General features: G+C 69.0%; 21 protein-coding genes. 11 read left to right on the top strand and 10 right to left on the bottom strand.

Going from position 1 to position 24,494, the window contains the following annotated elements; genetic code table 11:
- The 3 genes from VXC91_RS28895 to VXC91_RS28885 form a co-directional block, all read right to left on the bottom strand.
- Positions 1-2,111: SpoIIE family protein phosphatase (locus tag VXC91_RS28895; protein WP_329510285.1), on the bottom strand; the 2,111-nt coding region annotated here is incomplete at its 3' end.
- Positions 2,112-2,725: 614 nt separating this feature from the next.
- Positions 2,726-2,896: a hypothetical protein gene (locus tag VXC91_RS28890; RefSeq protein WP_329510284.1), complete on the bottom strand. Its 171-nt coding sequence runs from the start codon at positions 2,894-2,896 to the stop codon at positions 2,726-2,728.
- Between the two features lie 177 nt (positions 2,897-3,073).
- Positions 3,074-3,373: an aldehyde dehydrogenase family protein gene (locus tag VXC91_RS28885; RefSeq protein ID WP_408057498.1), complete on the bottom strand. Its 300-nt coding sequence runs from the start codon at positions 3,371-3,373 to the stop codon at positions 3,074-3,076.
- A 269-nt stretch (positions 3,374-3,642) separates the two neighbouring features.
- Here VXC91_RS28885 and VXC91_RS28880 point away from each other — a divergent pair, with 269 nt between their 5' ends.
- The 7 genes from VXC91_RS28880 (at position 3,643) to VXC91_RS28850 (ending at position 10,533) form a co-directional block, all read left to right on the top strand.
- Positions 3,643-5,082: a class I adenylate-forming enzyme family protein gene (locus tag VXC91_RS28880; RefSeq protein ID WP_329510283.1), complete on the top strand. Its 1,440-nt coding sequence runs from the start codon at positions 3,643-3,645 to the stop codon at positions 5,080-5,082.
- Positions 5,079-5,687 (top strand): TetR/AcrR family transcriptional regulator, encoded by a 609-nt coding sequence (locus VXC91_RS28875; RefSeq protein ID WP_329510282.1) that lies wholly within the window; start codon positions 5,079-5,081, stop codon positions 5,685-5,687. Before VXC91_RS28880 ends, VXC91_RS28875 begins: the two co-directional genes overlap by 4 nt.
- Positions 5,688-5,826: 139 nt before the next feature.
- Entirely contained in the window at positions 5,827-5,961 is a 135-nt protein-coding gene (locus VXC91_RS28870; protein ID WP_329510281.1) for a hypothetical protein, read from the top strand.
- The gene (locus VXC91_RS28865) at positions 5,958-6,800 is read left to right on the top strand and encodes an alpha/beta fold hydrolase (protein WP_329510280.1); all 843 of its coding nucleotides are present in this window, start codon (positions 5,958-5,960) and stop codon (positions 6,798-6,800) included. The genes VXC91_RS28870 and VXC91_RS28865 overlap by 4 nt, the downstream gene beginning before the upstream one ends.
- Before the next feature lie 22 nt (positions 6,801-6,822).
- The gene (locus VXC91_RS28860; protein WP_329510279.1) at positions 6,823-8,073 is read left to right on the top strand and encodes an esterase/lipase family protein; all 1,251 of its coding nucleotides are present in this window, start codon (positions 6,823-6,825) and stop codon (positions 8,071-8,073) included.
- Positions 8,074-8,086: 13 nt separating this feature from the next.
- Positions 8,087-9,130 (top strand): alpha/beta fold hydrolase, encoded by a 1,044-nt coding sequence (locus VXC91_RS28855; RefSeq protein ID WP_329510278.1) that lies wholly within the window; start codon positions 8,087-8,089, stop codon positions 9,128-9,130.
- A gap of 203 nt (positions 9,131-9,333) precedes the next feature.
- Positions 9,334-10,533, top strand: coding sequence for an MFS transporter (locus VXC91_RS28850; protein WP_456243097.1), 1,200 nt, complete (start codon positions 9,334-9,336; stop codon positions 10,531-10,533).
- A gap of 167 nt (positions 10,534-10,700) precedes the next feature.
- Here VXC91_RS28850 and VXC91_RS28845 read toward each other — a convergent pair whose 3' ends face one another.
- Both VXC91_RS28845 and VXC91_RS28840 read right to left on the bottom strand, forming a co-directional pair.
- On the bottom strand, positions 10,701-11,552 hold the full coding sequence (locus VXC91_RS28845) for an ABC transporter permease (protein ID WP_329510276.1): 852 nt from the start codon (positions 11,550-11,552) through the stop codon (positions 10,701-10,703).
- A complete protein-coding gene (locus VXC91_RS28840; RefSeq protein WP_329510275.1) occupies positions 11,549-12,535 on the bottom strand; it encodes an ATP-binding cassette domain-containing protein in 987 nt (328 codons plus the stop codon). The genes VXC91_RS28845 and VXC91_RS28840 overlap by 4 nt, the downstream gene beginning before the upstream one ends.
- A 389-nt stretch (positions 12,536-12,924) precedes the next feature.
- Between VXC91_RS28840 and VXC91_RS28835 the strand changes: the two genes are divergently transcribed.
- Both VXC91_RS28835 and VXC91_RS28830 read left to right on the top strand, forming a co-directional pair.
- Complete coding sequence (locus tag VXC91_RS28835) at positions 12,925-13,668, top strand: HAD family hydrolase (RefSeq protein WP_329510274.1); 744 nt, start codon at positions 12,925-12,927, stop codon at positions 13,666-13,668.
- A complete protein-coding gene (locus tag VXC91_RS28830) occupies positions 13,665-16,010 on the top strand; it encodes a glycoside hydrolase family 65 protein (protein WP_329510273.1) in 2,346 nt (781 codons plus the stop codon). The genes VXC91_RS28835 and VXC91_RS28830 overlap by 4 nt, the downstream gene beginning before the upstream one ends.
- Before the next feature lie 89 nt (positions 16,011-16,099).
- On the opposite strand, the gene VXC91_RS28825 is transcribed toward VXC91_RS28830, so the two are convergent.
- From VXC91_RS28825 to VXC91_RS28810, 4 genes are all read right to left on the bottom strand, one after another.
- Positions 16,100-17,566, bottom strand: coding sequence for a glycoside hydrolase family 47 protein (locus tag VXC91_RS28825; RefSeq protein WP_329510272.1), 1,467 nt, complete (start codon positions 17,564-17,566; stop codon positions 16,100-16,102).
- A 162-nt stretch (positions 17,567-17,728) separates the two neighbouring features.
- The gene (locus tag VXC91_RS28820) at positions 17,729-18,496 is read right to left on the bottom strand and encodes a YoaK family protein (protein WP_329510271.1); all 768 of its coding nucleotides are present in this window, start codon (positions 18,494-18,496) and stop codon (positions 17,729-17,731) included.
- 32 nt (positions 18,497-18,528) lie between these two features.
- On the bottom strand, positions 18,529-18,981 hold the full coding sequence (locus tag VXC91_RS28815; protein WP_329510270.1) for a hypothetical protein: 453 nt from the start codon (positions 18,979-18,981) through the stop codon (positions 18,529-18,531).
- A 192-nt stretch (positions 18,982-19,173) separates the two neighbouring features.
- The gene (locus VXC91_RS28810; RefSeq protein WP_329510269.1) at positions 19,174-20,130 is read right to left on the bottom strand and encodes a GlxA family transcriptional regulator; all 957 of its coding nucleotides are present in this window, start codon (positions 20,128-20,130) and stop codon (positions 19,174-19,176) included.
- Between the two features lie 202 nt (positions 20,131-20,332).
- Here VXC91_RS28810 and VXC91_RS28805 point away from each other — a divergent pair, with 202 nt between their 5' ends.
- Both VXC91_RS28805 and VXC91_RS28800 read left to right on the top strand, forming a co-directional pair.
- A complete protein-coding gene (locus VXC91_RS28805) occupies positions 20,333-20,830 on the top strand; it encodes an SRPBCC family protein (RefSeq protein WP_329510268.1) in 498 nt (165 codons plus the stop codon).
- Positions 20,831-20,842: 12 nt separating this feature from the next.
- A complete protein-coding gene (locus tag VXC91_RS28800; protein WP_329510267.1) occupies positions 20,843-21,337 on the top strand; it encodes a DinB family protein in 495 nt (164 codons plus the stop codon).
- 40 nt (positions 21,338-21,377) lie between these two features.
- On the opposite strand, the gene rph is transcribed toward VXC91_RS28800, so the two are convergent.
- Complete coding sequence (gene rph, locus VXC91_RS28795; RefSeq protein ID WP_329510266.1) at positions 21,378-23,984, bottom strand: rifamycin-inactivating phosphotransferase; 2,607 nt, start codon at positions 23,982-23,984, stop codon at positions 21,378-21,380.
- Positions 23,985-24,494: the final 510 nt, after the last annotated feature.

Raw genomic sequence — 24,494 nt, 5'->3', positions numbered from 1 at the left:
CAGACGAAGGAAGGTTTCGGTTCCCGTGTCGCGCAACCGGGTATCGGCATGGCTTGCGCGATGAGGAGAGCCACGTCGTCGTGGTCGTCCGGATGCCGAAGTGCCCGCAGGAGCCAGTCGCAGGTTTCCTCCATCGGCCGCCGAGGGCCGTCGAGGGTACGGAGCAGAGTGTCCAGACGCTCGTCGATGGGGTCGTGCCGGGTCTCGACGAGGCCGTCGGTATAGAGGACGAGCCGGTCTCCGGGGTTCAGATCGAAGGCCGTGGTGTGGAACGGGACTCCGCCGACACCGAGGGGCGCGCCGGTGGGCAGATCGAGCAGTTCGGGATGCCGGCCGTTGCGGACGAGGACGGGCGGCAGATGTCCGGCGTTGGCTATGCGGCATTCGCGACGGTGCGGGTCGTAGACCGCGTAGATGCACGTGGCGTACTGCTCGAGTCCGTGAGTGGTCTTGTCGAGGTGCTGGAGGACCTCCTCCGGGGCCAGGTCGAGGTCGGCCAGGGTGCCGGTGGCGGTCCGCAGGCGGCCCATGTTCGCGGCTGCGTCGATTCCGTTGCCCATGACGTCACCGATCACCAGAGCGGTCTTGTCGTCGGCCAGGGGTATGACGTCGTACCAGTCGCCGCCGACCTCGGCGGACGACCCGGCGGGCTGGTAGTGGGAGGCAACCTCCAGTCCGACGAGCTGGGGCGGACGACCCGGCAGAAGGCTGCGCTGGAGGGTTTCGGCGGCGTTGCGGACGTTCTGGTGCCAGCGTGCGTTGTCGATGGCCACGGCGGCGCGGGCGGCGATCTCTCCGGCCAGGATGGCGTCGTCCTCGTCGAACGGGAGAGGATTGTGGGCGCGCAGCAGTTCGAGTACGCCCAGGACCTCGCTGCCGGCGATCAAGGGCACCGCCAGGTAGGAATACAGTCCGGCTCGGGCGAGGGCGACGGCGCCATCGGGGCTGCGCGCGATGCGCTGGAGATCCCGCTCCTCTACGCGGGGCACGAGGACGGCCTGTCTGGTGTGGACGCACTGGGTTATGAGGCGGTCTTCTTCGTACGTGATCGCGTCACCGGGCTTCACACCGGCGGTGAGGTCAGTGGCGTAGACAGTGGCCACAGCGAGCGTGCGAAACAGCTCCGGACCCGCTTCTTGTGATCCGTTGGTACGGCGGAAGGCCAGGACGGCGTCGAGAACGTCCACCGCGGCCACGTCGGCGAGATCGGGGACGGCGACCTCCGTCAGCTCCTGAGCCGTCTTCTCCACTTCCAGCCTCGTACCGACGCGGGCGGAGGCGTCGGCGATCAAGGTCAGGCGGCGCTGGGCACGCTCCGCCTTGATCGTGGCCCAGTGACGCTCGCTGACGTCGACGATCGAGGTCGCCACACCGATGATGCGCCCGCCAGGTCCTTCGAGCCGGTGGAACGACACCGACCACGCGTGATCGCTGTCCGGGTCGGCCGGGGTGCGTCCGACGACGTATTGATCGATCACCGGGGTGCCCGTGAGGAGCACCTGGCGCATCACGCGCTCGATGGCGTCGACGTCGAAGCGCGGCAGGATCTCGCGGGTGCGGTGGCCGATGTGGTCGGCGGCCGGGATCCCGTTGATACGCTCCAGGGCCGGGTTGACCAGGACATAGCGCAGCTCCGGGTCCAGGAGGGCGATGCCGATGGGGGCCTGCGACACCAGGCGCTCGGAGAGGGCCAGGTCGGTCTCGACCCGCTGCAGCGTGGTGTGGTCGGCGGCTATGCCGAGGGCGTAGACCGCGCCGTGGTCGTCGAGGAGCCGAACATTGCGGAACTCCACCAGGCGGGTGGTGCCGTCCTTGTGCCGGATGGGGAACGCGCCGGCCCAGTTCGCTCCGGTCTCCATCACCTCGGCGAACAGCTTGATGACGAGTTCTATGTGTTCCTCGTGCACCAACAGCTGGGCCGCGTACTGGCCCAGAGCCTCCTCGGCGGTGTAACCGAACACCTCTTCGGCCTGCGGACTCCACAGCACGCATCGCCCTCGAGCGTCCAAGACGACCGCGGCCACGCTGAGCAGATCGAGAAGCCCTCCCGGCGGCGACGGAACTGCTCGGCGGTCCCGCTCTTCGTCCTGGCGCCGCTCCTCTGCGCCCATCCGTGAACGCTCCCTCCTGACGGAGCCCGGAGGCTGCGCCTGCTGAGAGTTTCTTCCATGTTGCCCCCCGAATGCAGCGGTGACGATCCAGGCATGGGTCGACCACACACCGGACACCCGGTACCACCCCGATCCCGCTGTTCTCAACGGTGCCCTGATCCGGCACGGCAGCGGCTGGTCGACCGAGTCCCCTTCCGGCCTCGTCCTCTCGTCGGCGGGCCGTCTTCAGCACTCGGAGCGCGATCCGAGCGCCGACCGCGATCGCGCCGGACGATCGGATGATGCACGACCCCTGACAGCGTCGCGACCAGGGTGGTGGTCCACCATCTCACCTCTGCCCACGCGTCGCATAGCCCGCTGCGTGTCCCACCTTCACCACCTGCTTCCCCGAGTCCGGCCCGGACGGACGCTCAAGGCGTGCAGGAGGCTCGAGGGCCCAGCGCGGCACGGCACCCGCCTCGGCGCTGCATGGTCCGGTGTGCGGCCGAGCGGCCGCTGCCCGTACGTCGGCGATACACGAGCACATGCACCGACTGTCGTCGAGCCCCGGCACCGCGCATCCGCGCGTTGCCGGGGCTCTGCCGCATACGCTCACCTGTTGATCGCTCAACCATTCATGCGGTCCCGGAGTCGTCCAACCGCTCGCCCTCTGCCTGGGACGGCTCGGTCCTCGGCACATCCGGGTGCTCGGCCGCGCGCTCGGCGGGCTCGTCGCGCTCGCCCTCGGCCTGGGAGGGCGTGCGGGAGTACAGCCAGGCGTCTTCGTTCGAGGCGCCGGTCTTCATGGTGGGCCTCCCTAGGTCGTTCACCTCCCATGTTCCTCCCTGTGCCACGGCAGGGCGAGAGCAGCCCAAACCTCCTGCGTCCCGCAAACCTCCGGGCCGACGAGGATGGGACCTGCTTCCGCCGGCCCACCTTGCGTGACGGATGCACGGCCACCGGGGCGGTCGCCACACAGCGCGTCAGACCGCCATCGACTTGTGTTCGGCGTATTGGGTCAGGCCGACGGCGCCGAATTCACGACCCATGCCGCTGGCCTTGCAGCCACCGAAGGGCGCGTCGAACCCGAACGCGGCGCCGTTGACGATGAAGGTGCCGGTGCGGATACGGTGGGCGACCGCCAAGCCGCGATCGCTGCAGCGGGTCCAGACACCGCCACCGAGCCTTGGTGAGGCGCCTTCCCGTACTGCCGGCCATGCCCATGAACGCGTACATGTTCCGTCCGGGCTACATCCAGCCCCGCCCCACGGGGCGGTCGCCAAGACGCGCGTCCACCGCCTCGCTCACGCCCTCACGTCCTGGCTCTACCCGCTCCTGCACCGTGTCGCCCCCGGCCACGCCACGACCACCGATCACCTCGGCCGCGCCATGCTCGCCGTCACCCGCCCCGGTGTGATCGACAGCCGGATCCTGTACAGCCGGGACATCAACCGACCCGGCGCATGAGAATGCGCCGAGCCCTTGACGCGCCCCGGCAACAGCCCAAATATGACAGGTGATTCACTTCCCATGTCCGTTCCCGGGAGCGCGCATGTCCGACCTCCCCGACCTCTCGGCCCAGTTGCGGCGCCACCGCAACTCCGGCCGCACCGCGGTGCGCTGCGGTAACGAGGCGGTCAGCTACCGCACGCTGGACGCCCACGCCGACGCCTGGGCGGCATGGTTGCGCGAACGGACCCGGCCAGGTGACCGCGTCGCCACGCTGTGCCGCTCGTCGATCGAGCAGATCGCCCTGCTGTACGGCTGCGCCCGCGCCGGCCGGGTTCTCATGCCGCTGTCGTACCGGCTGCGTCCGCAGGAGTTGGCCGCACTGATCGATGACGCGACACCCGCGCTGCTGCTGCACGACGAGGGGCACACCGATCTCGCGGCCGGCACACTGCGCCGGTGTGTGCACCAGCCGGTGCGGCTGCCGCTGGTTCTACCGCGTGGTGCCGCGGCGGTGTCCGGCGACGTCGATCCAGGGGCTGCCGTCCTCTTGATCCACACCTCCGGGTCGAGCGGCCGGCCGCGGGGCGTACCGCTCAACCACCGGATGTGCGTCGCCACCGGTGAAGCGCTGGACGGTGTCGCCGCGCTCGTACCGGAGGACGTGGTGGTGCAGTTGCTGCCGCAGTACCACGTGGGCGGCTGGACCGTGCTGCCGCTGCTGGCGCTGGCGCGCGGTGCCACTCTGGTCGTCGAGCCGGAGTTCGACGCGGACCGGGCTCTGCGTCAACTTGCCGCCGCGACCCTGACGATGGCGGTACCCACGATGTACCGGATGATGGCCGACAGCACCGCGTTCGGCGCCGTGGATCTGCCGTCGCTACGGCTGGCGATCTGCGGTGGTGCCGCGCTGCCCGGGCAACTGGCCCGCATCTGGTGGGAGCGGGGCGTGCCGCTCTGCCAGGGGTACGGGCTGACCGAGGCCGGACCGAACGTGTTGTGCGTACCCCCGGCGGGTGTGGAGGCATCCGCGGGATGGACGGGTGTGCCGTACCCCGGCGTCGAGGTCGCGCTCGCCGGCGTGTCCGCCGGGCCGGGCACCGGTGAGCTTCTGGTGCGTGGACCGGGCGTGTTCGCCGGGTACTGGGGCGGGCCGCCGCACCAGGGCTGGCTGCACACCGGTGACCTGGCCGAGCGCGACGCACGCGGTTGGTACCGGATCGTGGGCCGACTGGACGACGGTTACGTCTCCGGCGGGGAGAACGTCGCGCCCGCCGAGGTGGAGCGGGCGCTGCGGGCTCATCCGGCGGTGGTCGACGCCACGGTGGTCGGAGTACCGGACGAACGCTGGGGCGAGGTCGGCGTTGCGTTCGTGGTGGCACGGTCCGCGGTCGACGGCGAAGGCCTGCGTGCCTGGTGCAGGGAGCGCCTGGCCGGCTTCAAAGTGCCGGCCCGCGTGTCCGTCGTGGAGAGCCTGCCGACCACCGGGCTCGGAAAGGTGCGCCGGGACGTGCTGCGCGAGATGGCCAGGGAGGCGATATGAGCACCACGGCCGACCGCAGCCGTCGGCTCGGCGCGAAGGGCAACCGTACCCGCCAGCGCATCCTCGACGCCGCCGAGACCGTGTTCGTGGAGCTGGGATACCACGACGCGTCGATCGTGAAGATCACGGAGGCGGCCGGGGTCGCGCAGGGGACGTTCTACATCTACTTCGCCGGCAAACGGGAGCTGTTCGAAGAGCTGGTCGACGATCTCAACCGCCGGGTGCGGCAAGCGATGACCACGGCGTCCGAGTCCGGCGGCTCGAGGCTCGCCGCCGAACGAGCGGGGTTCGCCGCGTACTTCGCCTTCGTGGCCGAGCATCCGGGGCTCTACCGGATCATGCGACAGGCCGAATTCGTGGCACCGCGGCAACTTCGGCAGCACTACGACCGGATCGTCTCCGGGTACACCAAGCGGTTGCGCGCCGCGATGGACTCGGGCGAGATCCCACCCGGTGAACCGGAATTGATGGCCTGGGCGCTGATGGGACTCGGCGAGATGGCCGGCATGCGGTGGGTGCTCTGGCACGACAACGAGCCGGTGCCCGATGACGTGCTGGCCGGCACGGCCTCGGTCGTGGCACGCATCCTCGGAGTCCAGGAATGAGGGCGCCGGACAGGTGGGCGTGTGGAGCCCCACTCCCTGACCGGTGTCACCCGCATTCACCGTGCGGCGCCGACGCGGGCCGGATACCGCACGGGCCCAGGCGTCCGGCAGCCCCCAATCGAAGATCGTGGAGTTGAACATGCTGACCGATCCGACCAGTTGGCACCTCGGCTCCATGGCCGAGGTCTCCCCCGCGGCTGCGCACCTGCGCCGGCCGGACGCCGCCATCGTCAGCGGCGCATCGTGGGTGCCCGGCGACGGGAGCGCCCGATGAGCACGTACCGTCGGACGGCCGTCCCGCTGGCGGACGGCGAACTGACCGTCGGGATCTGGGGAAGCGGCAGACGGGCCGTGCTCGCCGTGCACGGCGTCACGTCCTCGCACCGGGCCTGGCAGCTCGTCGCCGAGCGACTGCCTGCGGACACCCTGCTGATCGCTCCGGACCTCCGCGGCCGCGGTGACAGCGCGGCGCTGCCCGGCCCGTACGGGATGGCTCGGCACGCCGACGACTGTGTGGCGGCGCTGGATGCCCTGGGATACGCCGAGGTTGTGGTCGCCGGGCATTCGATGGGTGGCTTCGTGGCGCTGGTGCTCGCCGACCGCCACCCGGAGCGGGTGCGGCGATTGGTCCTCGTGGACGGTGGCCCGCCGCTGCCGCTGCCGCCCGGCGACACGCCCGAGGAGCGGCTCTCCGCCGTCATCGGTCCGGCCGCCGCACGGCTGACCATGCGGTTCCGCGACCGCGACGCGTACCGGGAGCACTGGCGCGCGCACCCGGCGTTCGCCGAGTGGACACCGGCCGTGGAGGCCTATGTGGACTACGACCTGACCGGGGAGCCGGGCGACCTGCGCAGCAAGGCATCGGCGGACGCGGTCCGGGACGACTCGGTCGACCTGTACACCGGCGGCGCCGCGGCCGGAGCCTGGTCCCGGCTGAGGCACGAGGCGCTGTTCCTGCGCGCCGAGTTGGGGATGCTCGGTGCGCTGCCGGCCCTGTACCAGGACCCGGCGCCGATCGCCGCCCGGATGCCGGTGCGCACCATCGAGGACAGCAACCACTACACGATTCTGCTCGGTCCGCACGGCGCCGACTCGGTCGCCGAAACCCTGTAGCCAGAAAGGCATCTACATGCGTATGCGTCGCTTATGGATGGTCATGGTCGCGGCGGTGCTCGGCGCGCTGATGGCACCGGCCCCCGCCCACGCGGCGGTGCCCTCCTACGTCACGCTGGAAGCCACGTACTCGAGTGTCGCCAACGGCTGGTCCACGGTGGAGCGATACCTGGACACCACGCCCGGGTTCACTCAGGAGAGCTACCCGCCGGACGGCCGCGGTGACCAGGACGGCCAGCGCCAGACGTTCTTCGGCAACGTCAAGCGGCCGTACTCCGGCAGATTTCTGCTGTACCACGCACCCGGCTGGAACACCAACCCGAAGGCCACACCTGTCCTTCTGGTACACGGCGCCAACGACAACCCGGACCGGGCATGGGCCAATCCCGGCGAGTCCGGTGGTTTCGGCTGCGGCGCGCTGAGCTGCCCCGGCACCGGAATGATGCAGTACCTCTCCCACGCCGGATACCGGGTGTTCGCGATCGGGTTCGCGCACAAAGAGGGTGACAACCTGATGCAGGCCCAGCAGGTCGGGGACGCGGTCGCGATCATCAAGGCCAAGCTGGGCGTGTCCAGCGTGGATCTCGTGGGCTGGAGCAAAGGCGAGATGTCGGCGCGGATGTATGTGTCGTCGGTCAAGCCCAGCTGGGGCCGTCCGTATGGCGGCGATGTGCGCAAGCTCATCACGCTCGGTGGCCCCAACGCCGGCTACGACTACCCCTTCGCGCACGGCTGGGCGCACGACTTCTCCATCTGGCCGGAGTGCGGCGGCAGCGTCAACTCCCCCGCGCCGCATGCGTACATGACGTGCTACGGCGTCTACGCACACCATCCGGAGTTCTCGTTCGTGCCGAGCGGAGGGTACGACTGCTATCCGGGGCAGCGGCAGATGCTGGCACGCTTCGACGGCACCTACGGCATCGACGAGACGCAGCAGGACTGGTACACCACGTACTACGGCGGCCAGGGCCTCTACACCTCGGGTCCCGGCATCCAGGCCGCGATCGACGCCGGCTCGCTGATCTCGCGGATCCAGCAGGCGGGTGTGCCGGCGTCGGTGCAGACGTATCTGCTGGCCGGCGGATCGCCCAATGTCGTCGGCATCTACAACGAGAATCGCGGGCCCAGCGACGGCGTGGTGTTCCAAAGCAGCGCGCTGTCCAGGACAGGCATCGGCACTGTGGCCGGCACCGCACGGGTGACCGGCGCCAACCACCTCGAGCTCGGCTGGTATCCCGCCGTCGAGTCGCAGGTCGCAAGCTGGCTCGGCTGAGGAAGGAACCACGATGACCACCCTGCTGCCCGGCGTGAGCGCACGCCGGATCGCCACCAAGAGGCTGACCGTCAATGTGCTGGAGGTCGACGGGCGCACCGGCACACCGGTCGTGTTCGTCCACGGCAATGTGTCCTCGAGCCTGTTCTGGCAGACGACGATGCTCGCCCTGCCGGACGGCTTCCGGCCGCTGGCGCTGGATCTGCGCGGCTTCGGCGCCACCGACCCCGAACCGGTCGACGCCACCCGTGGATTGTCCGACTACGCGGACGATCTCGCCGCGCTGGTGTCCGCGATGGACATCGCACCGGCCCACCTGATCGGCTGGAGCATGGGCGGCGGCGTCCTGCTGCAGTACCTGCTGGACGAGCCGACGGCCATCGCGTCGCTGACACTGGTGAACCCGGTTTCACCGTTCGGCTTCGGCGGCACCCGCGGCACCGAAGGCGAACTGTGCCACCCGAGCGGCGCGGGCTCGGGCGCCGGCGGTGCGAACCCGGACTTCATACAGCGGCTGGCGACCGGTGACACCGGGGACGAGTCTCCGCTGTCACCACGTCAGGTCCTGCTCGCACACTACGTCAAACCGCCCTGCGTACCGGAACACCTGGACACCCTGGTCGCATCCATGCTGTCCACCCGCACCGGCGACGACCACTACCCGGGCACCGTTGCCGGCACGGAGGAGTGGCCCGGCACGGCACCCGGAGACCGCGGCGTGCTGAACACCATGGCGCCGGTCCACTTCCGGATCCCCGATCTGTCCTCGGTGAGCCCCAAGCCGCCGGTCCTCTGGCTGCGTGGCGCCGATGATGTGATCGTGTCGGACACCTCGCTGTACGACCTGGCCTATCTGGGGTCGATCGGCGCGGTACCGGGCTGGCCCGGTGCGGAGGTCTTCCCACCGCAGCCGATGGTCGCTCAGACCCGCGCGGTGCTGGACACATACGGCAACTACCGTGAGGTGGTGATCCCCGACTCCGGCCACGGACCGCATCTGGACCAGCCCACCGCCTTCCGCGCCGCGCTCGTCGAGCATCTCGCCTCCGCCGGCTGACGCCGCCACCCGCGACCGGCCACGCCTACCGGAACAACTCCGGTCGCCCGCCTCACCCCTGGCACCAGGGCGACCGGCCTGGTGTCGCGGCACAGCCCAGCCGAAGCGGCCGTGCCCCGGTTCTTTGCCGGACCGGGGCACGGCCGTCACGCGTCTCCTCGCCTGCCGCACCGCTGCGGACGGCTGTGGTGAGATGAGACGTGATCAGTCATGGCACACCCCTGTCACGGACCCGTCGGCCGGGGTACGTGGCCGCAGCGGGTGTCTTCGCCGTGGGAATGATGGGCACCACCCTGCCGACACCGCTGTACGGGTTGTACCGCCTGGAGCTCGGCTTCTCCGAGCTGATCGTGACCGTGGTGTTCGCCGTCTACGCACTGGGCGTCATCAGCTCACTGCTGGTCGCCGGTGGCTTCTCCGACGTGGTGGGGCGACGCCCCATACTCTTCATCGCGCTCGGGCTGTCCACACTCAGCGCGGTGTGTTTTCTCTTCGAAGCTGGGCTGCCGCTCCTGTACGTCGGCCGGGTCCTGTCCGGCTTTTCCGCGGGCCTGTTCAGCGGTACCGGCACCGCCGCCGTCCTCGAACTCGCACCCAGGGAACGCAGCGCCCGCGCCGGATTCGCGGCGACCGCCGCCAACATGGGCGGGCTCGGACTCGGTCCGCTTGTCTCCGGCATCCTCGCCGAATACGCGCCCTGGCCGCTCAAGTTGCCTTTCATCGTCCATCTGGCACTGCTGGCGGTGGCTTTCGCGGTGACTCGTCTGCTCCCGGAGACCGTGTACCGCCCCAGCCCCCTGCCCCCGCTGCGGCCGCAAGGCATGAAAATCCCGCCCGAAGTGCGAGGCGTGTTCGGGGCCTGTGCCCTGACGGCCTTCGCCGGCTTCTCGGTCCTCGGCCTGTTCACGGCGGTCGCCCCGGACTTCCTGGCCCGGACGCTGGGCGAGCACAATCTTGCGGTGGTCGGGGCCGTCGTCTTCTCCCTGTTCTGCGCCTCGACAAGCGGGCAGCTGCTGATGGCACGCGTGGGTACCCGCATGGCCCTCCCGTTGGGATGCCTGATTCTCGTCGTCGGCCTGCTCCTGGTAGGGGCCTCACTGATGCTGCCGTCCCTGCCGGTGCTCGTCGTGGGGGCCGTCATCGGCGGCGTGGGGCAGGGCATGGCGTTCCGGGCAGGCCTCACCGCAGTGAGCTTCGTGGCCCCCGACGCGCACCGTGGCGCCACCATCTCGGCGTTCTTCGTCGTCGCCTACGTGGGGATCTCGCTGCCCGTCGTCGGAGTCGGCGCCCTGACCCAGGCGCTGGGGGTGGCGGACGCCGGCCTGGTGCTCGCGGGGTGCGTGATCCTGATCGTCGCGGGAGTGGGCGTTCATTTGTGGCGGCGGCCGCCCGCGGCCCGCTGAGTGTCACGACGCCGTACCGGCGGATGCGTCACCCCCTGCTGGTGTGGATGTCGCTTCGCGCTTCTTGGGTGCATGTCGCTTCGCGCCATCACCGCCCGTGGAGGCCGGCGTGCCGCCAACGAGCGGCACTCCTGTGACCGCCGCCACCAACCCCCTCGAAGAGCCTGCTACTTGCGGTTGTACTGCCGCATCGTCACCGGACCGAAAACCAGCAGGAACAGCCCCGCCCAGCCCAGTGCCCAGGCAATCTCGTCCGTCGGCCAGTCGCCCGCCATCAGCCCGCGCACGGCTGCCGCCAGATGGGTGATCGGGCTGTTGTTGACGAAGGCCTGCAGCCAGCCCGGCATGGTCTTCGGGTCCACGAAGACGTTGGACAGGAAGGTGAGCGGGAAGATCACCATCATGCTCACGCTCATCACCGACTTCTCGGTGCGCAGCATCAGCCCGAACATCGTCCAGATCCAGGAGAAGGCGAAGGAGAAGACGAGCAGCAGCGCGATCCCGGCCAGCACGCCTCCGAAGCCACCGTCGGGACGGTAGCCGAGGACCAAGCCGACGGTGAGCATGACGGCGGACGCGATCGTATAGCGCAGGGCATCCCCGAGCAGGTAGCCGACCATCGCCGACGGCCGCCAGATCGGCAGCGAGCGGAAACGATCGAAGACGCCCTTCTCGATGTCGATGTTCACGGAGACCCCGGTGTACATCGTGATCATCACGACCGACATCACCAGGATGCCCGGCAGCACGAATTGAATGTACTCCCGGGGCGACCCCGAAAGCGCACCGCCGAAGAGGTAGGTGAACATCAGCAGGTTCATGATCGGGAAGGCGGTGACGTCGAAGAGCTGCTCGGGCACGTGCTTGATCTTGAGGATCGCGCGCCATCCGAACGTCAGCGATGTCGACAGGGAACCGGGGCGCGGGGGCCGTTCCCTGGTGATCAGAAGGGCGGCCAGCGACTCGGTGCTGACCGGGGCGAGTTCCTTGTTGTCTTCGGTGCTCGCGGCCGTGGTCATGCAGCCACCTCGTCCTTTGTGTCGTGCCCGGTCAGGGCGAGGAACACCTCGTCCAGGCTGGGCTGTCCCAGGGAGAAGCTGTCGACGGTGATGCCGGCCCGGGCCAGTTCCCCAAGGGCCCGGGCGGATTGGTCGGCCGCGGTGTCGATGGCCTCCGCAGCCAGACGCGCGGTCAGCGCCACCGGGTCGGGCTCCAATTGCACCTCGGCGGCCATCACGGTCCGCAGCATTTGCTGCGCCTCCGGCCGCTGATCCGGATTCCGCAGCCGCAGATGTACGGATCCGGCTCCCACGGACGCCTTCAGTTCGCCCTTGGTGCCCTCGGCGATGACCCTGCCCTTGTCGATGACGGCGATCCGCGACGCCAGTTGATCCGCCTCGTCCAGGTACTGAGTGGTCAGCAGTACGGTCGTCCCCTGGGCGACGACCGCGCGCACGATGTCCCAGACCTGATTGCGGCTCCGTGGGTCCAGACCGGTCGTCGGCTCGTCCAGGAAGAGGAGGTCGGGCGTGCTCAGGATGGACGCGGCGATGTCGATACGACGCCGCATACCGCCCGAGTAGTGCTTGACCTGCTTCGCCGCCGCGTCCGTGAGCCCGAACGTCTCGAGCAGCTGCCCCGCGCGGTCCCGCGCGGCCTTTTTCCCGTACCCGAGAAGACGGCCCAGCAGGACCAGGTTCTCGGTACCGGTGAGGTCCTCGTCCACCGACGCGTACTGCCCGGTGAGGCTCACCCGGCCGCGCACCTCGTCGGCCTCGCGCACGACGTCGTGACCGAAGACATGGGCTTCGCCGCCGTCCGGCCTGAGGAGGGTGGCGAGCATCTTGACCGTCGTGGTCTTGCCCGCCCCGTTCGGGCCGAGGAGGCCGTAGACCGTGCCGGCCGGCACCGCGAGGTCCACACCGTCCACGGCCTTCGTCTCACCGAACGTCTTGACCAGGCCTGCGGTCTCCACCGCCAGGCCGGATGCCTGCGTGCTCATGCTTGGATCCTTCCGCGCGCTTGGGCTTCGCATGGGCAGACCTTTACCTTCACGCAAACTCATCGCTCACGCACAGGTTTTTTCGGTGGCTCGGCCGAACGAGTGACCACCGGTGCTCTTCACACAGGAGCGACCGAGCTGAAGTTGTGCCACATTGCCATGGCGCCGGCGGGATTCACGCCGGACCGGCGTCCGCGCGCAGAGGCGGGAGCGAGGACGCGATGACCGCCTCACCCGGCCGGTCCCCTTCCGCCGGACGGCCGAGAGCGCGCGACCGATCGTCGTATGCGCCCCGAGGTCCGCCGCGGGGACCGCCCACCGGCCGAGGCGACGGTGACGTCCGACGACTGGTGGGCATGGAGGAGCAACACAGCGGGCAATCATAAAACATGACAAACCTGGGCCTTCCGGATGTGGTGCGCGCGTGTCTGTTCGATCTGGACGGGGTGTTGACCAAGACCGCAGTGGTGCACGCCGCCGCCTGGCAGGAAGCCTTCGACGACTTCCTGCGGCGCCGGGAAGGCCCGGGTTTCCGGCCCTTCGACCGGGTCGCCGATTACGACGAATACGTCGACGGACGCCCGCGGGCCGACGGAGTGCGGTCCTTCCTGGCCTCGCGCGGCATCGAGCTCCCCGAGGGATCCGACGACGATCCTCCGGAACGTGACACCGTGCACGGCCTGGGCAACCGCAAGAACGCCCTGCTGCTGGAGAAGATCCACACTCAGGGCGTCGAGCCCTACGCGGGCTCCGTCCGCTACGTCGAGGCGGTCCGCGCGGCCGGTCTCGCCACGGCCGTCGTCTCCTCCAGCGCCAACTGCCACGACATCCTGGTGTCGGTGGGCATGGAGGACCGGTTCGACGTGCGGATCGACGGCGTGGTCGCCGCCGAGCGCAAGCTCCCGGGCAAACCGCACCCGGACACCTTCCTCGCCGCCGCCCACGACCTCGGTGTCGAGCCGGCAGCCGCAGCCGTCTTCGAGGACGCCTTGGCCGGCATGGACGCCGGCCGGGCGGGCCGCTTCGCGTACGTCGTGGGCGTCGATCGCGTCGGCCAGGCGGACGCCCTGCGTCAGCACGGCGCCGACACCGTGGTCGACGACCTGGCCGAGTTGCTGGAGGAGCATCCGTGATCACCCATCCGGCCTACAACGTCGAGCCCTGGTGCGTGCGCGAGACCGGGCTGCACTGGGATGTCCTGGCCCAGAGCGAATCGGTGTTCGCCTTGTCCAACGGACACATCGGATGGCGGGGAAACCTCGAGGAGGGAGAGCCGCACGGGCTGCCCGGCTGCTACCTCAACGGCGTCCACGAAGTGCATCCGCTCCCCTACGCGGAAGCCGGATACGGCTATCCGGAGTCCGGCCAGACGGTCATCAACGTCACCGACGGCAAGCTCGTCCGGCTCCTGGTCGACGACGAACAGGTCGACCTGCGCTACGGGCACCTCCTGTCCCATGAACGCGTGCTCGATCTGCGGGCAGGGGTACTGCACCGGGTGTGCGAGTGGGCCTCGCCGGCGGGCAAGACCATCCGCCTGCGCTCCACCCGTCTGGTCTCCTTCACCCATCGCTCCGTCGCCGCAATCGCCTACGAGGTGGAGCCGCTGGACGACGAGGTCCGACTCGTCGTCCAGTCCGAACTCGTCGCAAACGAGCCCCTGCCACAGCCGGAAGGCGATCCACGGGTCGCCGCGGCGCTGGAATCCCCACTACGGGCCGAGGAGCACTACACCAGCGAGGCACGGCTGCGTCTGATCCACCGGACCGAACGCAGCGGTCTGCGGGTCGCAGCCGCCGCCCACCACACCGTCCAGGGGCCGGAGTCCCTCCAGTCGGCCCACGAAGGCTCGGACGACGTCGCCCGGTTCACCGTCATCACCGACCTCAAACCCGGCGAGACGCTCCGACTGGAGAAGCTGGTCGCCTACGGATGGTCCCAGATGCGCTCGCTGCCCTCCCTGCGGGACCAGGTGGAAGCCGCGCTCGCCGGGGCCGGCAGCGTCGGCTGGCAGGGCCTGCTCGACCAGCAGCGCGCCTTCCTGGACGAGTTCTGGAAGCACGCCGATGTCGAGGTGGACGGCGATCCGCAGATCCAGCAAGCGGTCCGCTTCGCGCTCTTCCACGTCCTTCAGGCCGCTGCCCGGGCCGAGCAGCGGGCGATCCCCGCCAAGGGGCTGACCGGTTCGGGATACGACGGGCACTCCTTCTGGGACACGGAGACCTTCGTCCTGCCAGTGCTCACCTTCACCCACCCCCGCAGCGTCACAGCGGCACTGCAGTGGCGCCAGGACACCCTGCCGACAGCGCGTGCCCGGGCCCGCCAGCTGGGCCTGCCGGGCGCGGCCTTCCCCTGGCGCACCATCGACGGGGCGGAGTGCTCCGGCTACTGGCCGGCCGGAGCGGCAGCCGTCCATATCAACGCCGACATCGCCCACGCTGTGCTGCGTTATGTCGCGGTCTCCGGTGACGAGGACTTCGAGCGCGAGACCGGAGTGGAGCTGCTGGTGGAGACCGCCCGGTTGTGGAGAGGCCTCGGCTACCACGACTCCCAGGGCCGCTTCCACATCGACGGCGTCACCGGTCCCGATGAATACAGCGCGCTGTCGGACGACAACGCCTACACCAACCTCATGGCCCAGGCCAACCTGCAGGCCGCCGCCGACGCCGCCGAACGCCACCCCACGAAGGCCGACGAACTCGGCGTCGACGAGGAGGAGATCGCCGCATGGCGGGGCGCCGCCAAGGCCATGTCCGTGCCCTACAACAGCGCGCTCGGCATCCATGAACAGGCAGCGGGCTTCACCCGCCACCAGGCCTGGGACTTCTCCCGCACCAGCCCTGAGAACTACCCGCTCATGCTGCACTACCCGTACAGCGAGCTCTACCGCAAACAAGTGATCAAGCAAGCCGATCTGGTGCTGGCGATGTACCTGCGCGGGGACGCTTTCGACGATGCCCAGAAGGCACGGAACTTCGCCTACTACGAGCCGCTCACCGTGCGCGACTCCTCGCTGTCGGCGTGCATCCAGGCCGTCATCGCCGCCGAGGTGGGCCACCTTCGCCTGGCCTACGACTACCTGTGCGAGGCCGCCCTGATGGATCTGGACGACCTCGAGAAGAACACCCGCGACGGCCTGCACATCGCCTCGCTGGCGGGCTCCTGGATCGCGCTGGTGTCCGGGTTCGGCGGCATGCGCCACCACTTCGACTCCCTGTACTTCGCGCCCCGGCTGCCCGAGCGGCTCAGCCGGCTCGCCTTCTCGGTCAACGTCCGGGGACGGTGCCTGCACGTCGAGATCACGAAGTCCGGGGCCACATACACCCTCGTGGAGGGGGAATCCATTCAGATCGTTCACCACGGAGAGCCTGTGGTCGTCTCCCCCGGCACCCCGCAGGTACGGCCCGTCAAGGCGCCGGCGCCCTTGCCGGAGCCCTCACAACCCGCTGGTCGCCGCCCCGAGCCCGCCGAATGAACACGCAACGGGCAGGCGGGCCACGCAGGGAGGCAGGAGCACGGGTAGGTGCGAGTTTTCCGGACGCCCGGCAGGGAGAGCGGACAGGTTCAAAGGTCTTGCGCCGTCTTGCCGGTGACGGTGTCTGGGACGACGCGGCCACGCAGACCGCGCAGGACCTTCGCTTCGGTACTGAGATAGCCGGTGTTGTAGTCGAAGCGCCGGGCGTCGGCGAACGTGAGGTAGAGCCATTTGAAGTTCTCGGCGAAGACGTACGAAGGGCAGTAGTCACCCTTCGGCATGGGCCGCTTCGTCACGTCGGTGACGATGGTGTAGCCGCCGGGAACCCGGTGGTACGTCTTCAGGTACTGGAAGTAGCGCCAGGCGGTCGCCCGGTAGTACGGGTCCCCCGTCCGCCGGTACAGGTCGAAGGCGGCGTTCGCGTACTCCGGGCGCAGCGCATTGCGTGGCGTCAGAACGCTGAGACGGCTGTATTCGATCTCCTCAGGGAGCACGAGGTATCTGTCCTGGACGGCGGTCCAGGACCGGTGGTAGTCGGCGGCCAGTGCGTCGTCGCCGCCGACGGACAGGACACAGGCGGCGAGGCATGACTGGCGGCGCCCCAAGAGGGTTCCGGTGCGGAAGTCGACCTGCTTGAACCAGAGCAGGCCACCTGCCCGCTCCGCGAGGTGCTTCCTGAGGGAGGCATTGAACATGCGGAACCAGCGCAGGCAGTCACGGTCACCGAACATCGCCCAGCCACCCCACAGGTACTCGTAGAACGAGTCCGCGGGCGGATTGGGGCCGATGTCCGACCGGTCGATCCACCGACCACTCTCGACGTCCATGATGGTGCCGACCAGGTCGAGGGACGAACGGCGCCCTACGACCGCCGCGAGCGCGCCCTTGGCCGCCCGGAAATAGCGGGGGTCGCCGGTGAGCTGCGACAGGACGCCCAACTCGAGAATGTTGGTGCCGATCTCCGCCAACGGCACCCTGGCGCCGGACACGGCGCCGGTGCGCAGGTTGACCTGCCGGTAGGGCATGCCGGTGGGAGACTTGGTGAAGGCGGGCAGCAGCCGGTCCGCCAGGTCCACGCTCAGGGCGAGCAACTGCCTGTCACCGGTGGCGAGATGACCGGCCAGCAGTCCACCCACCAGACGGATGATCGCTTCGAAGACGTGGAAGTCGGTGTCCAGGTCGAAGTCCAGCCGGGCTCGAATCCACCGCAGGCAGCGGTCGACCTCGTCGTCCAGACCCATGACGTAGTGCGTGTCGAGGGCTTCGACGATGGACAGGCCCACGGAATGACGGCTGGAGAAGAACTCCCTGTACCCGCCCGAGACGGGCAGCACCTCGTCATGCCCCCAGGCGTACTTCCGGTAGCCGCTCCAGGCGTGCAGGAACTCGGCCCGGATCTCCCGCGCCTTCTGCGGGTCCGGGGGTCCGATCCTCGCGGTCGACGGCGCTCCCGGCTGTGCGCCGGAAGCCCGGGCTGACGGATCGCGGGCACGCGGCGGCGAACCCAACGCGGCGATGACGGCGGTCCCCCCGAGGGCCGACAAGGCGCGCAGCACACCACGACGCAAGAGGCAGTGCACACGAGGCCGCCCGGGGCGCGTCATGGTGGGGAGCCTTCCCGACCGTAGCGGATCAGATGGAAGGGCCCATTATGTTGGGCGAACCGCTTCGAGCCACGGGAGCCACGCCGGGCCGCAGCCCCACAGACGGCCATGCGGCTATCCGTGGCCGCGCCGCCCGGGCCCGACGGCCCGTCGCGCCAGGACCCGCTCGTCATGAAGGAACAGTGCGAGCCCCATGACCAGCACCACGGACATCACCCAGACCGCGTGGGTGCCGAGGACTCCGGTGAGCCAAGCACCGCCCACGGCTCCCAGGAGAAAACCGCAGATCACAGCGGCGAACCGGCGCGCCCGACGCGCCGCCGCACCGTCCCGCTCGACGGCAGCGAGATAGGCGCTCTGCATGACGGTTCGCAGGTTCCCCGTCGTCATCGTGGTGTTGTACGCCGTGTCGACCAACGTACGAAAGCTGCTGACCTGCACCGATGCAACGAACGCGATCGTCACGGTCACCAGGGAGTCCGGCGCGGCGGCGGGAATGAATCCGACCCCGATCAACACCAGGATCTCCAGGACGAGTGCACCGCGGGCAGGCCGGCGTACGACCGCGACCACTCGAGGCCGCCGCAAGGACTCTGCGACGACGACGCCCACAAGGAACGCGAGGATCGGCGGCACATGCTGCAGCGCCTGCCACCACTGCCGCTTGGCGGCTTCGACGCCCAGCAGAACGATGTTGCCGGTCTGGGCATTGGCGAACACACCGTCCCGGCTGACGAACGTGTATGCGTCCAGAGCCCCTCCCACGACAGCCAGCAGCACTCCGAGCCGCACGCTGTACGAGGTGGGCAGAGCCTGCTCGATCGAGCCCGACTCCGACTCCCCGGCCGACGCCGGCGTTCGCGGCGGTGTCGGGTCCGGCATCTTCGCGTTCCTCACTGACACGGGTGGATCCCTCAGCAACACCCCGGGGGGTCTTCCATGATCCTTCCGATGCCGGGTCCGGGCAATTCGCCACCGCTCGACGCATGTCGGGGATTTTCCCAGGATGCGATCGACACGCGGTCGCGGTGAGCGTCCCGGGGCGGGCCTCGGATCCCGGAGTCGATTCCGGTGATCACCGCCGGCCCAAGGGGCGCGGTGGTTTCGTCCAGCCCTGCCGAGCGCACGGCAGAGTCCGCGAGGTGCCGGGCTTTCCGTTCGGCGAGGGGCCCGCTCTCCGCCTCGACCGTGAGGCGGATGGTGAAGGTGTTGTCCTCATTCACGGTGAGCACGTCCAGATCCTCCTCGCTTCCCGGCCGGGTCCGTCGCGGATCGGCCCGCCGCAGTTCTCGTGCCGGTTCAGCCTGCCTGCCGGCCGCGATCGCGTCGGTGAAGGTGCCGGGCACCGTGATCACGTACGTGGTCATGTCGCTCCTTCGTCGAGATGTCGAAGCATGCCGAGCGCCGGCCCACGACGTGGTGACCTGCGGGGCCCTGAATCAAGGGTCAGACCCCTACCGGACAGCCACCCGGAGATCGATCACGGGACACCGCTCGGCGGCGGCACGGGCCACTTCGCATGGCAGTGCCTGCCGGCCACAGCACTGCCGCTGTGCGCCTCAGATACCCCTGAGGGCGGCAACGGTTTTGCCGGTGCGTTCGCGCAACAGGACGCGCAGGGTGTTGGGGTGTTCGTAGCCGACCCTACGGGAGATGGTCTCCAGCGACATCTGGGTGGTACGTAGCAGGTGGGACGCCCGTTCGATGCGCAGGTCCTGGATGAAGCGGATGGGCGAGGTCCCCAAGGTGCGCTGGACGGAGCGCTGGAGGGTGCGTTCGCTGACGCCGATGGACTTGGCGGCATCGGGGATGCTGATCGACTCGGCCAGGCGATCGCGGGCCCAGCGTTCGAAGGCCGCGACGGTGGGATCGCTCTGCGCCAGTGCGCTGGGAATGGTGTACACCGACTGTGAAGGGCGCTCGTCGATGACCAGGTAACGCGCCACGAGGTCGGCCAGGGCGGGGCTGCCCGCGCGCACGATCGCCAGGGCCAGGTCGACGTGCCCGAAGGCGGCGCCTGCGGTAGTGATGCCATGCGAAGTGACGACCATGTGGCTCTCTTCGACCTGGACTTTGGGATACCTGGCCCGGAAGGCCGGCGCCAGCCACCAGGTCGTCGTCGCGCGGTGGCCATCCAGGATCCCCGCCTCGGCCAGCAGGAAAGTGCCGGCGCACGCCGAGGCTATCGCCGTGCCGCGGTCACGGGTGTGAGCGATCAGGTCGCGGACCGGAAACGACTCGTCTCCGGCGACGTAGTCGATCAGCTCTGCGGGTCCGCTTGCGGCCAGGGCGGGAACGATCAGCAGGTCTGCCGCCTCCGCGTGTGCGAGAGGTTGGGCGTCCACCAGATGCCCGGCTCTGGTCCGCACCTGGCGTCGGGGGCCCACCGTCGTCACGCGCCAGGTAGGTGGATCCGAGATCTCCGCACCAATCGCATTGGCGTTGTCCAGCACGTCGAGAATGGCCGCGAGCCCGGAGTCGAATACGCCGTCGTAGGCAAGAACTGCTACTTCCATGGCGGAAACACTAGCATCCAATAACCATCAAAAACAGCTTGACAGGTTAGATACGGCGTGCTCGACCTGACGTGTGACCATCACCAACGTGGGTCTCCACCCTCAGGTCCACCATTCCTTCAAAGCCGGGCGTTGTCGTACTCCCGGTGTAGCGTCCAGGCCCGAGTCATGTTCATGCTCTGCGGTTGACGGAGGCGCGCGGATGACGAGTACGACAGGCGAGCCCGTGGTGGTGGTGTCCCGGCACATCGGTGCCCCGGCGAAGGACATCTTCCGGATCCTGGCCGACCCCGGACGACATCCGGACCTCGACGGCTCGGGGATGCTGCGCGGCGGCGTCTCCGACGCCGTGGTCTCGGGCCTCGGGGATGTCTTCGCGATGCGGATGCACTATGACCGCTACGGCGACTACGAGATGAACAACCTCGTCGTCGATTGCGAGCCGGACCGCCGCATCGGCTGGGAGCCGAGGCCTGGTCGCGGGCACCCGGACGCCACCGCACCCGGGACCGCGTGGGGCCACAGGTGGATCTTCGATCTGCTCCCGGACGGGGCCGGTGCGACGGTCGTGACCGAGATCTTCGACGGTTCGAGCATGCCGGAGGACAAACGCGCGGAAGTGGACAGCGGGCGCGCCTGGTGGCAGACGCAAATGGAGAGCACCTTGGAACGCCTCGCTGAACTGTGCGCCGCCTCGTGAACGCCGAACTCGATGCTCAAGGGCGCCCTGGAACGCCAGCGCGAGCACATTCTCGGGATCCTCGAAGGGCTCTCGGAGGAGGATCTGCGGCGGCCGGTGCTGCCCAGCGGCTGGAGCTGCCTGGCACTGCTGCGCCACTTCACCCTGGATGTCGAACGCTTCTGGTTCCCCGGGGTGATCGCGGGCGAGCAGGATGTGGCCGGACAGCTCACGGCAGGCGCGAAGGCGCACTGGTACATACCCGAGGGGATGAACGCCGAGGAGGTCCTCGCCGACTACCGGGCGGCCATCGGGCGCGCGGACGCCGTGCTCGCTGCCGTCGCGCCCGAACAGAAGCCCGCCGCCTGGCCTGTGGAGATCTGGCCGACGTGGCGACTGCCTGACGTGCGGCACATCCTGATCCACGTGCTCACCGAAGTCGCCTGCCACAGCGGCCACTTGGACGCGGCGCGTGAACTGATCGATGGCACCACGTGGCTCGGCGGCAATCCCTACACCGGCGTTTAGCCAGAACCTACGGATGGGGGGGCTTCTCGGTGTGGGTCGGTCAGGGCAGGATCTCGACGTACCCGTCGGTTCCGTGCACGCGGATCCGCTGCCCGTCCCGGATCAGCCGGGTGGCCTGCTCCACGCCCACGACGGCCGGCAAGCCGTATTCCCGAGCGATCACTGCGCCATGGGTCATCAGGCCGCCCACCTCCGTCACCAGACCCGCGATTCCGACGAGCAGCGGCGACCAGCTGGGGTCCGTGAAGGCCGTGACCAGGATGTCGCCCGCTTCGAGCTCGGCCTCCGCCATGTCAAGGATGACGCGGGCCCTGCCCTCGATGGTCCCGGCGGAAACCGGCAGGCCGATCAGGGCGCCGGCCGGCGCGTCGTCGCGCCGGTACGCCCCGGTGACGGCCTCACCATCCGATGTGAGCACCCGGGGCGGTGTGAGCGCATGGTACGACCGGAAGGCGCCCTTGCGCTGCTGGATGAGCTGGTCATCCACCTGGTTCGAGCGCACGGCGTCGTGGAGTTCCTGGAACGTGAGGTAGAAGATGTCCTCCTTCTCAGGAAGCACGCCGGCCTGCACGAGGCGCTCGGCCTCCTCCAGCAGGGCCTGCTTGTAGAGGAAGTAGCGGCTGACGATGCCGTACTTCGGGTACTCCCGGTACCCGATGAAGGTTCGGACCCGGTCGATCATCCGCTTGGCCTCGTCGGCTTTCCGGTCCCCGTCCGGCAGGGCCCGCAAGCGCGACAGCACATCCTGTTCCTTCTTCTGGGCCTTCTGCCGCCCTTGCTCGAAGCGCCGCGCGGCGGCGCCCGGCTCGAAGTTCCTGACGTTGTCGAGGATCACGGGCACCAGCGTGGTGGGGCGCTCGCGCCAACGCGGCCTCGTGATGTCGATCTCGCCGACACAGCGCATGCCGTACCGGTCGAGGTAGGCCTCGATGGCGTCGCGCGCTTCGGTCCCACCCTCGAGCTTCGCCAACTCGTCCAGGAAGGCGTCGTCCTCGACGTACTTGACGCCCTGCAGGAACGCCACCACCTCCGGATGCGGGCGGATCACGTCCGCGACGTCGAGCAGCGCCAGCCCCATCTCCGAGGTGACGTTGTCGGGGGCGGACAGCGTGAGCGTGTCAGCCGCGTTCTTCTCGCCCAGCCACTCCTGCAGCTTGTCGTTGAGCCACCATGTGGCCTCCATCCCCGCCATGATCGCCTGAAGGTTCAGCGGATCACCGAGGACCCGCTTGTGCTCCTCGAAGGCATCCAGCAGGAAGTCGAACAGCGCCGGTCCGGTCTTCGTCCGGATGTCGCGCTCCAGGGCGGAGATGGACACCTGGCTGCGCTCGATCAGCTCGGTGACGATGGCCGGGTCGGTCTCGATCGGGGCGGACGCACCGCCGGCCGGCGGCCCGCCGGGACCCGCGTCCGGGAGCGACGGGACGAAATCGTCGCGGTCGAGGACGGTCTCCAGAGCGTCCCTGATCAGCGGATCGCCTCTCCCCATGACGTCCACGAGGCCGGCGCGGCTCGCGGGCGAGGCCAGGCGCCGGGTGACGTCGACGAACAGCCTTCCGCCGGCCTCGTGCATCGGCACCATGGCCGTCAGCTGCCACATGGAGAGCCCCAGGGGCTTCATGGGGTCGGTCATCATCTGCCCATGACCGACGGAGACGTAGACGTGATTCTCCTGGTCGCCCGTCTCGGGGATGGGGAACAGCGTCGTGATCGGCCGGCTCTGAACGATCTGGAAGCCATCATCGACCAGGCACCATTCGATGTCCTGCGGGGGGCCGAAGTGCGCTTCGATCCGCCGTCCGAGCTGCACGAGGCGCACGACCTGCGCATCCGTCAGCGCCGGCTGCTCCTGTCGCCGCGAGTCGATCGCCACTTCCTGCGTACCACCGGCCGGCAGAGACCGAACGGCATGCTGTTTGGCGGCGATCGCCTTGGCGACGACTTCGCCGTGTCGCACCGTGAAGACATCCGGGTTCACCAGGCCGGAGACCAGGGCCTCGCCGAGGCCGAAGCCGGCGTCCACGGTGGCGACCTTCCGGTTGCCCGTGACGGAGTCGGCCGTGAACAGGATGCCGGCCGCATGCGGGAAGACCATCTGCTGCACGACCACGGCCATGTGGACCGTACGGTGGTCGATGCCGTTGCGCCGGCGGTAGGTCACGGCCCGCTCGGTGAACAGCGAGGCCCAGCACCGGCTGACGTGCTGGAGGATCGCCGTCGGCCCCACCACGTTCAGGTACGTGTCCTGCTGGCCGGCAAAGGAGGCCGTCGGCAGATCCTCCGCCGTCGCGCTGGACCGGACGGCGTAGGCGGCTTGCTCGCCGAGCCGACCGAGCGCGCGGGTGATCGCCGCCGCGAGATCGCCCGGGATGGCAATCCCTTCGATGGTCCGACGAATCTGCGCGCTGAGCGTGCGGATCGCCTCCCGGTCGTCCGGGTTCCAGCGCGACAACTGATTGAGCTGATCGTCGATCGACGGCGCTTCCGCCATGATCCGCCGGAAGGCGTCCGTCGTCACGCAAAAGCCACCCGGCACGCGGATGCCTTCGATCCGCGACAGCCCGCCCAGGTGCGCGCCCTTGCCGCCAACGACCGCGACCTGCGTCTCGTCAACCTCTTGAAGATCCAGCACGTACTGCTCAGTCATTGCGACACCTCCGAGGCAGCCGTGATCCGTTGCGCTGCGGTGGCCGATCGAATCACCGGCGCCTCCAACTCTGTCGAACCTCTTGGCGAGCACGTCCTCGTCCCTGTTTGCCTTCCCTCTGACGGGTCGACCGGCTGCTCCGCCCAGTCGGGCGGCGCGCACCCCCGCACCTCCGCGCCGAGCACCCGCAACTGCACTGCCGGTCCCATCACTGGTTCGACGTCACCGCGTCCCCCGTACGTCGACAACAACCCACGCACGTCGTGCCCCCAATTCCGCAGGTTGTGGCATCGGCCGACGATTCTGCGCCGTGACCCGGGTCTTGCGGCAAGCCCCCCAGCGCGCTATACATTGAGAGTGGCAAGGAGAGAATTCTCCTTGCCTTTGCCTTTTGGCGTCCAATGGAACTGACAAGCTTCTCGCGAAGCGATGGAGTGAACCGCCCGGGATCGCTGGAGGCTCCGACAACAGGGCCTCCTGGAGCCCGAGTTGGCATAGACACCCTCCGAA

Source organism: Streptomyces chiangmaiensis, from assembly GCF_036281785.1.
Lineage (GTDB): Bacteria > Actinomycetota > Actinomycetes > Streptomycetales > Streptomycetaceae > Streptomyces > Streptomyces chiangmaiensis.
Note: the sequence above shows the minus strand (reverse complement) of the source record. Positions and strands in the feature narration are given on the sequence as shown.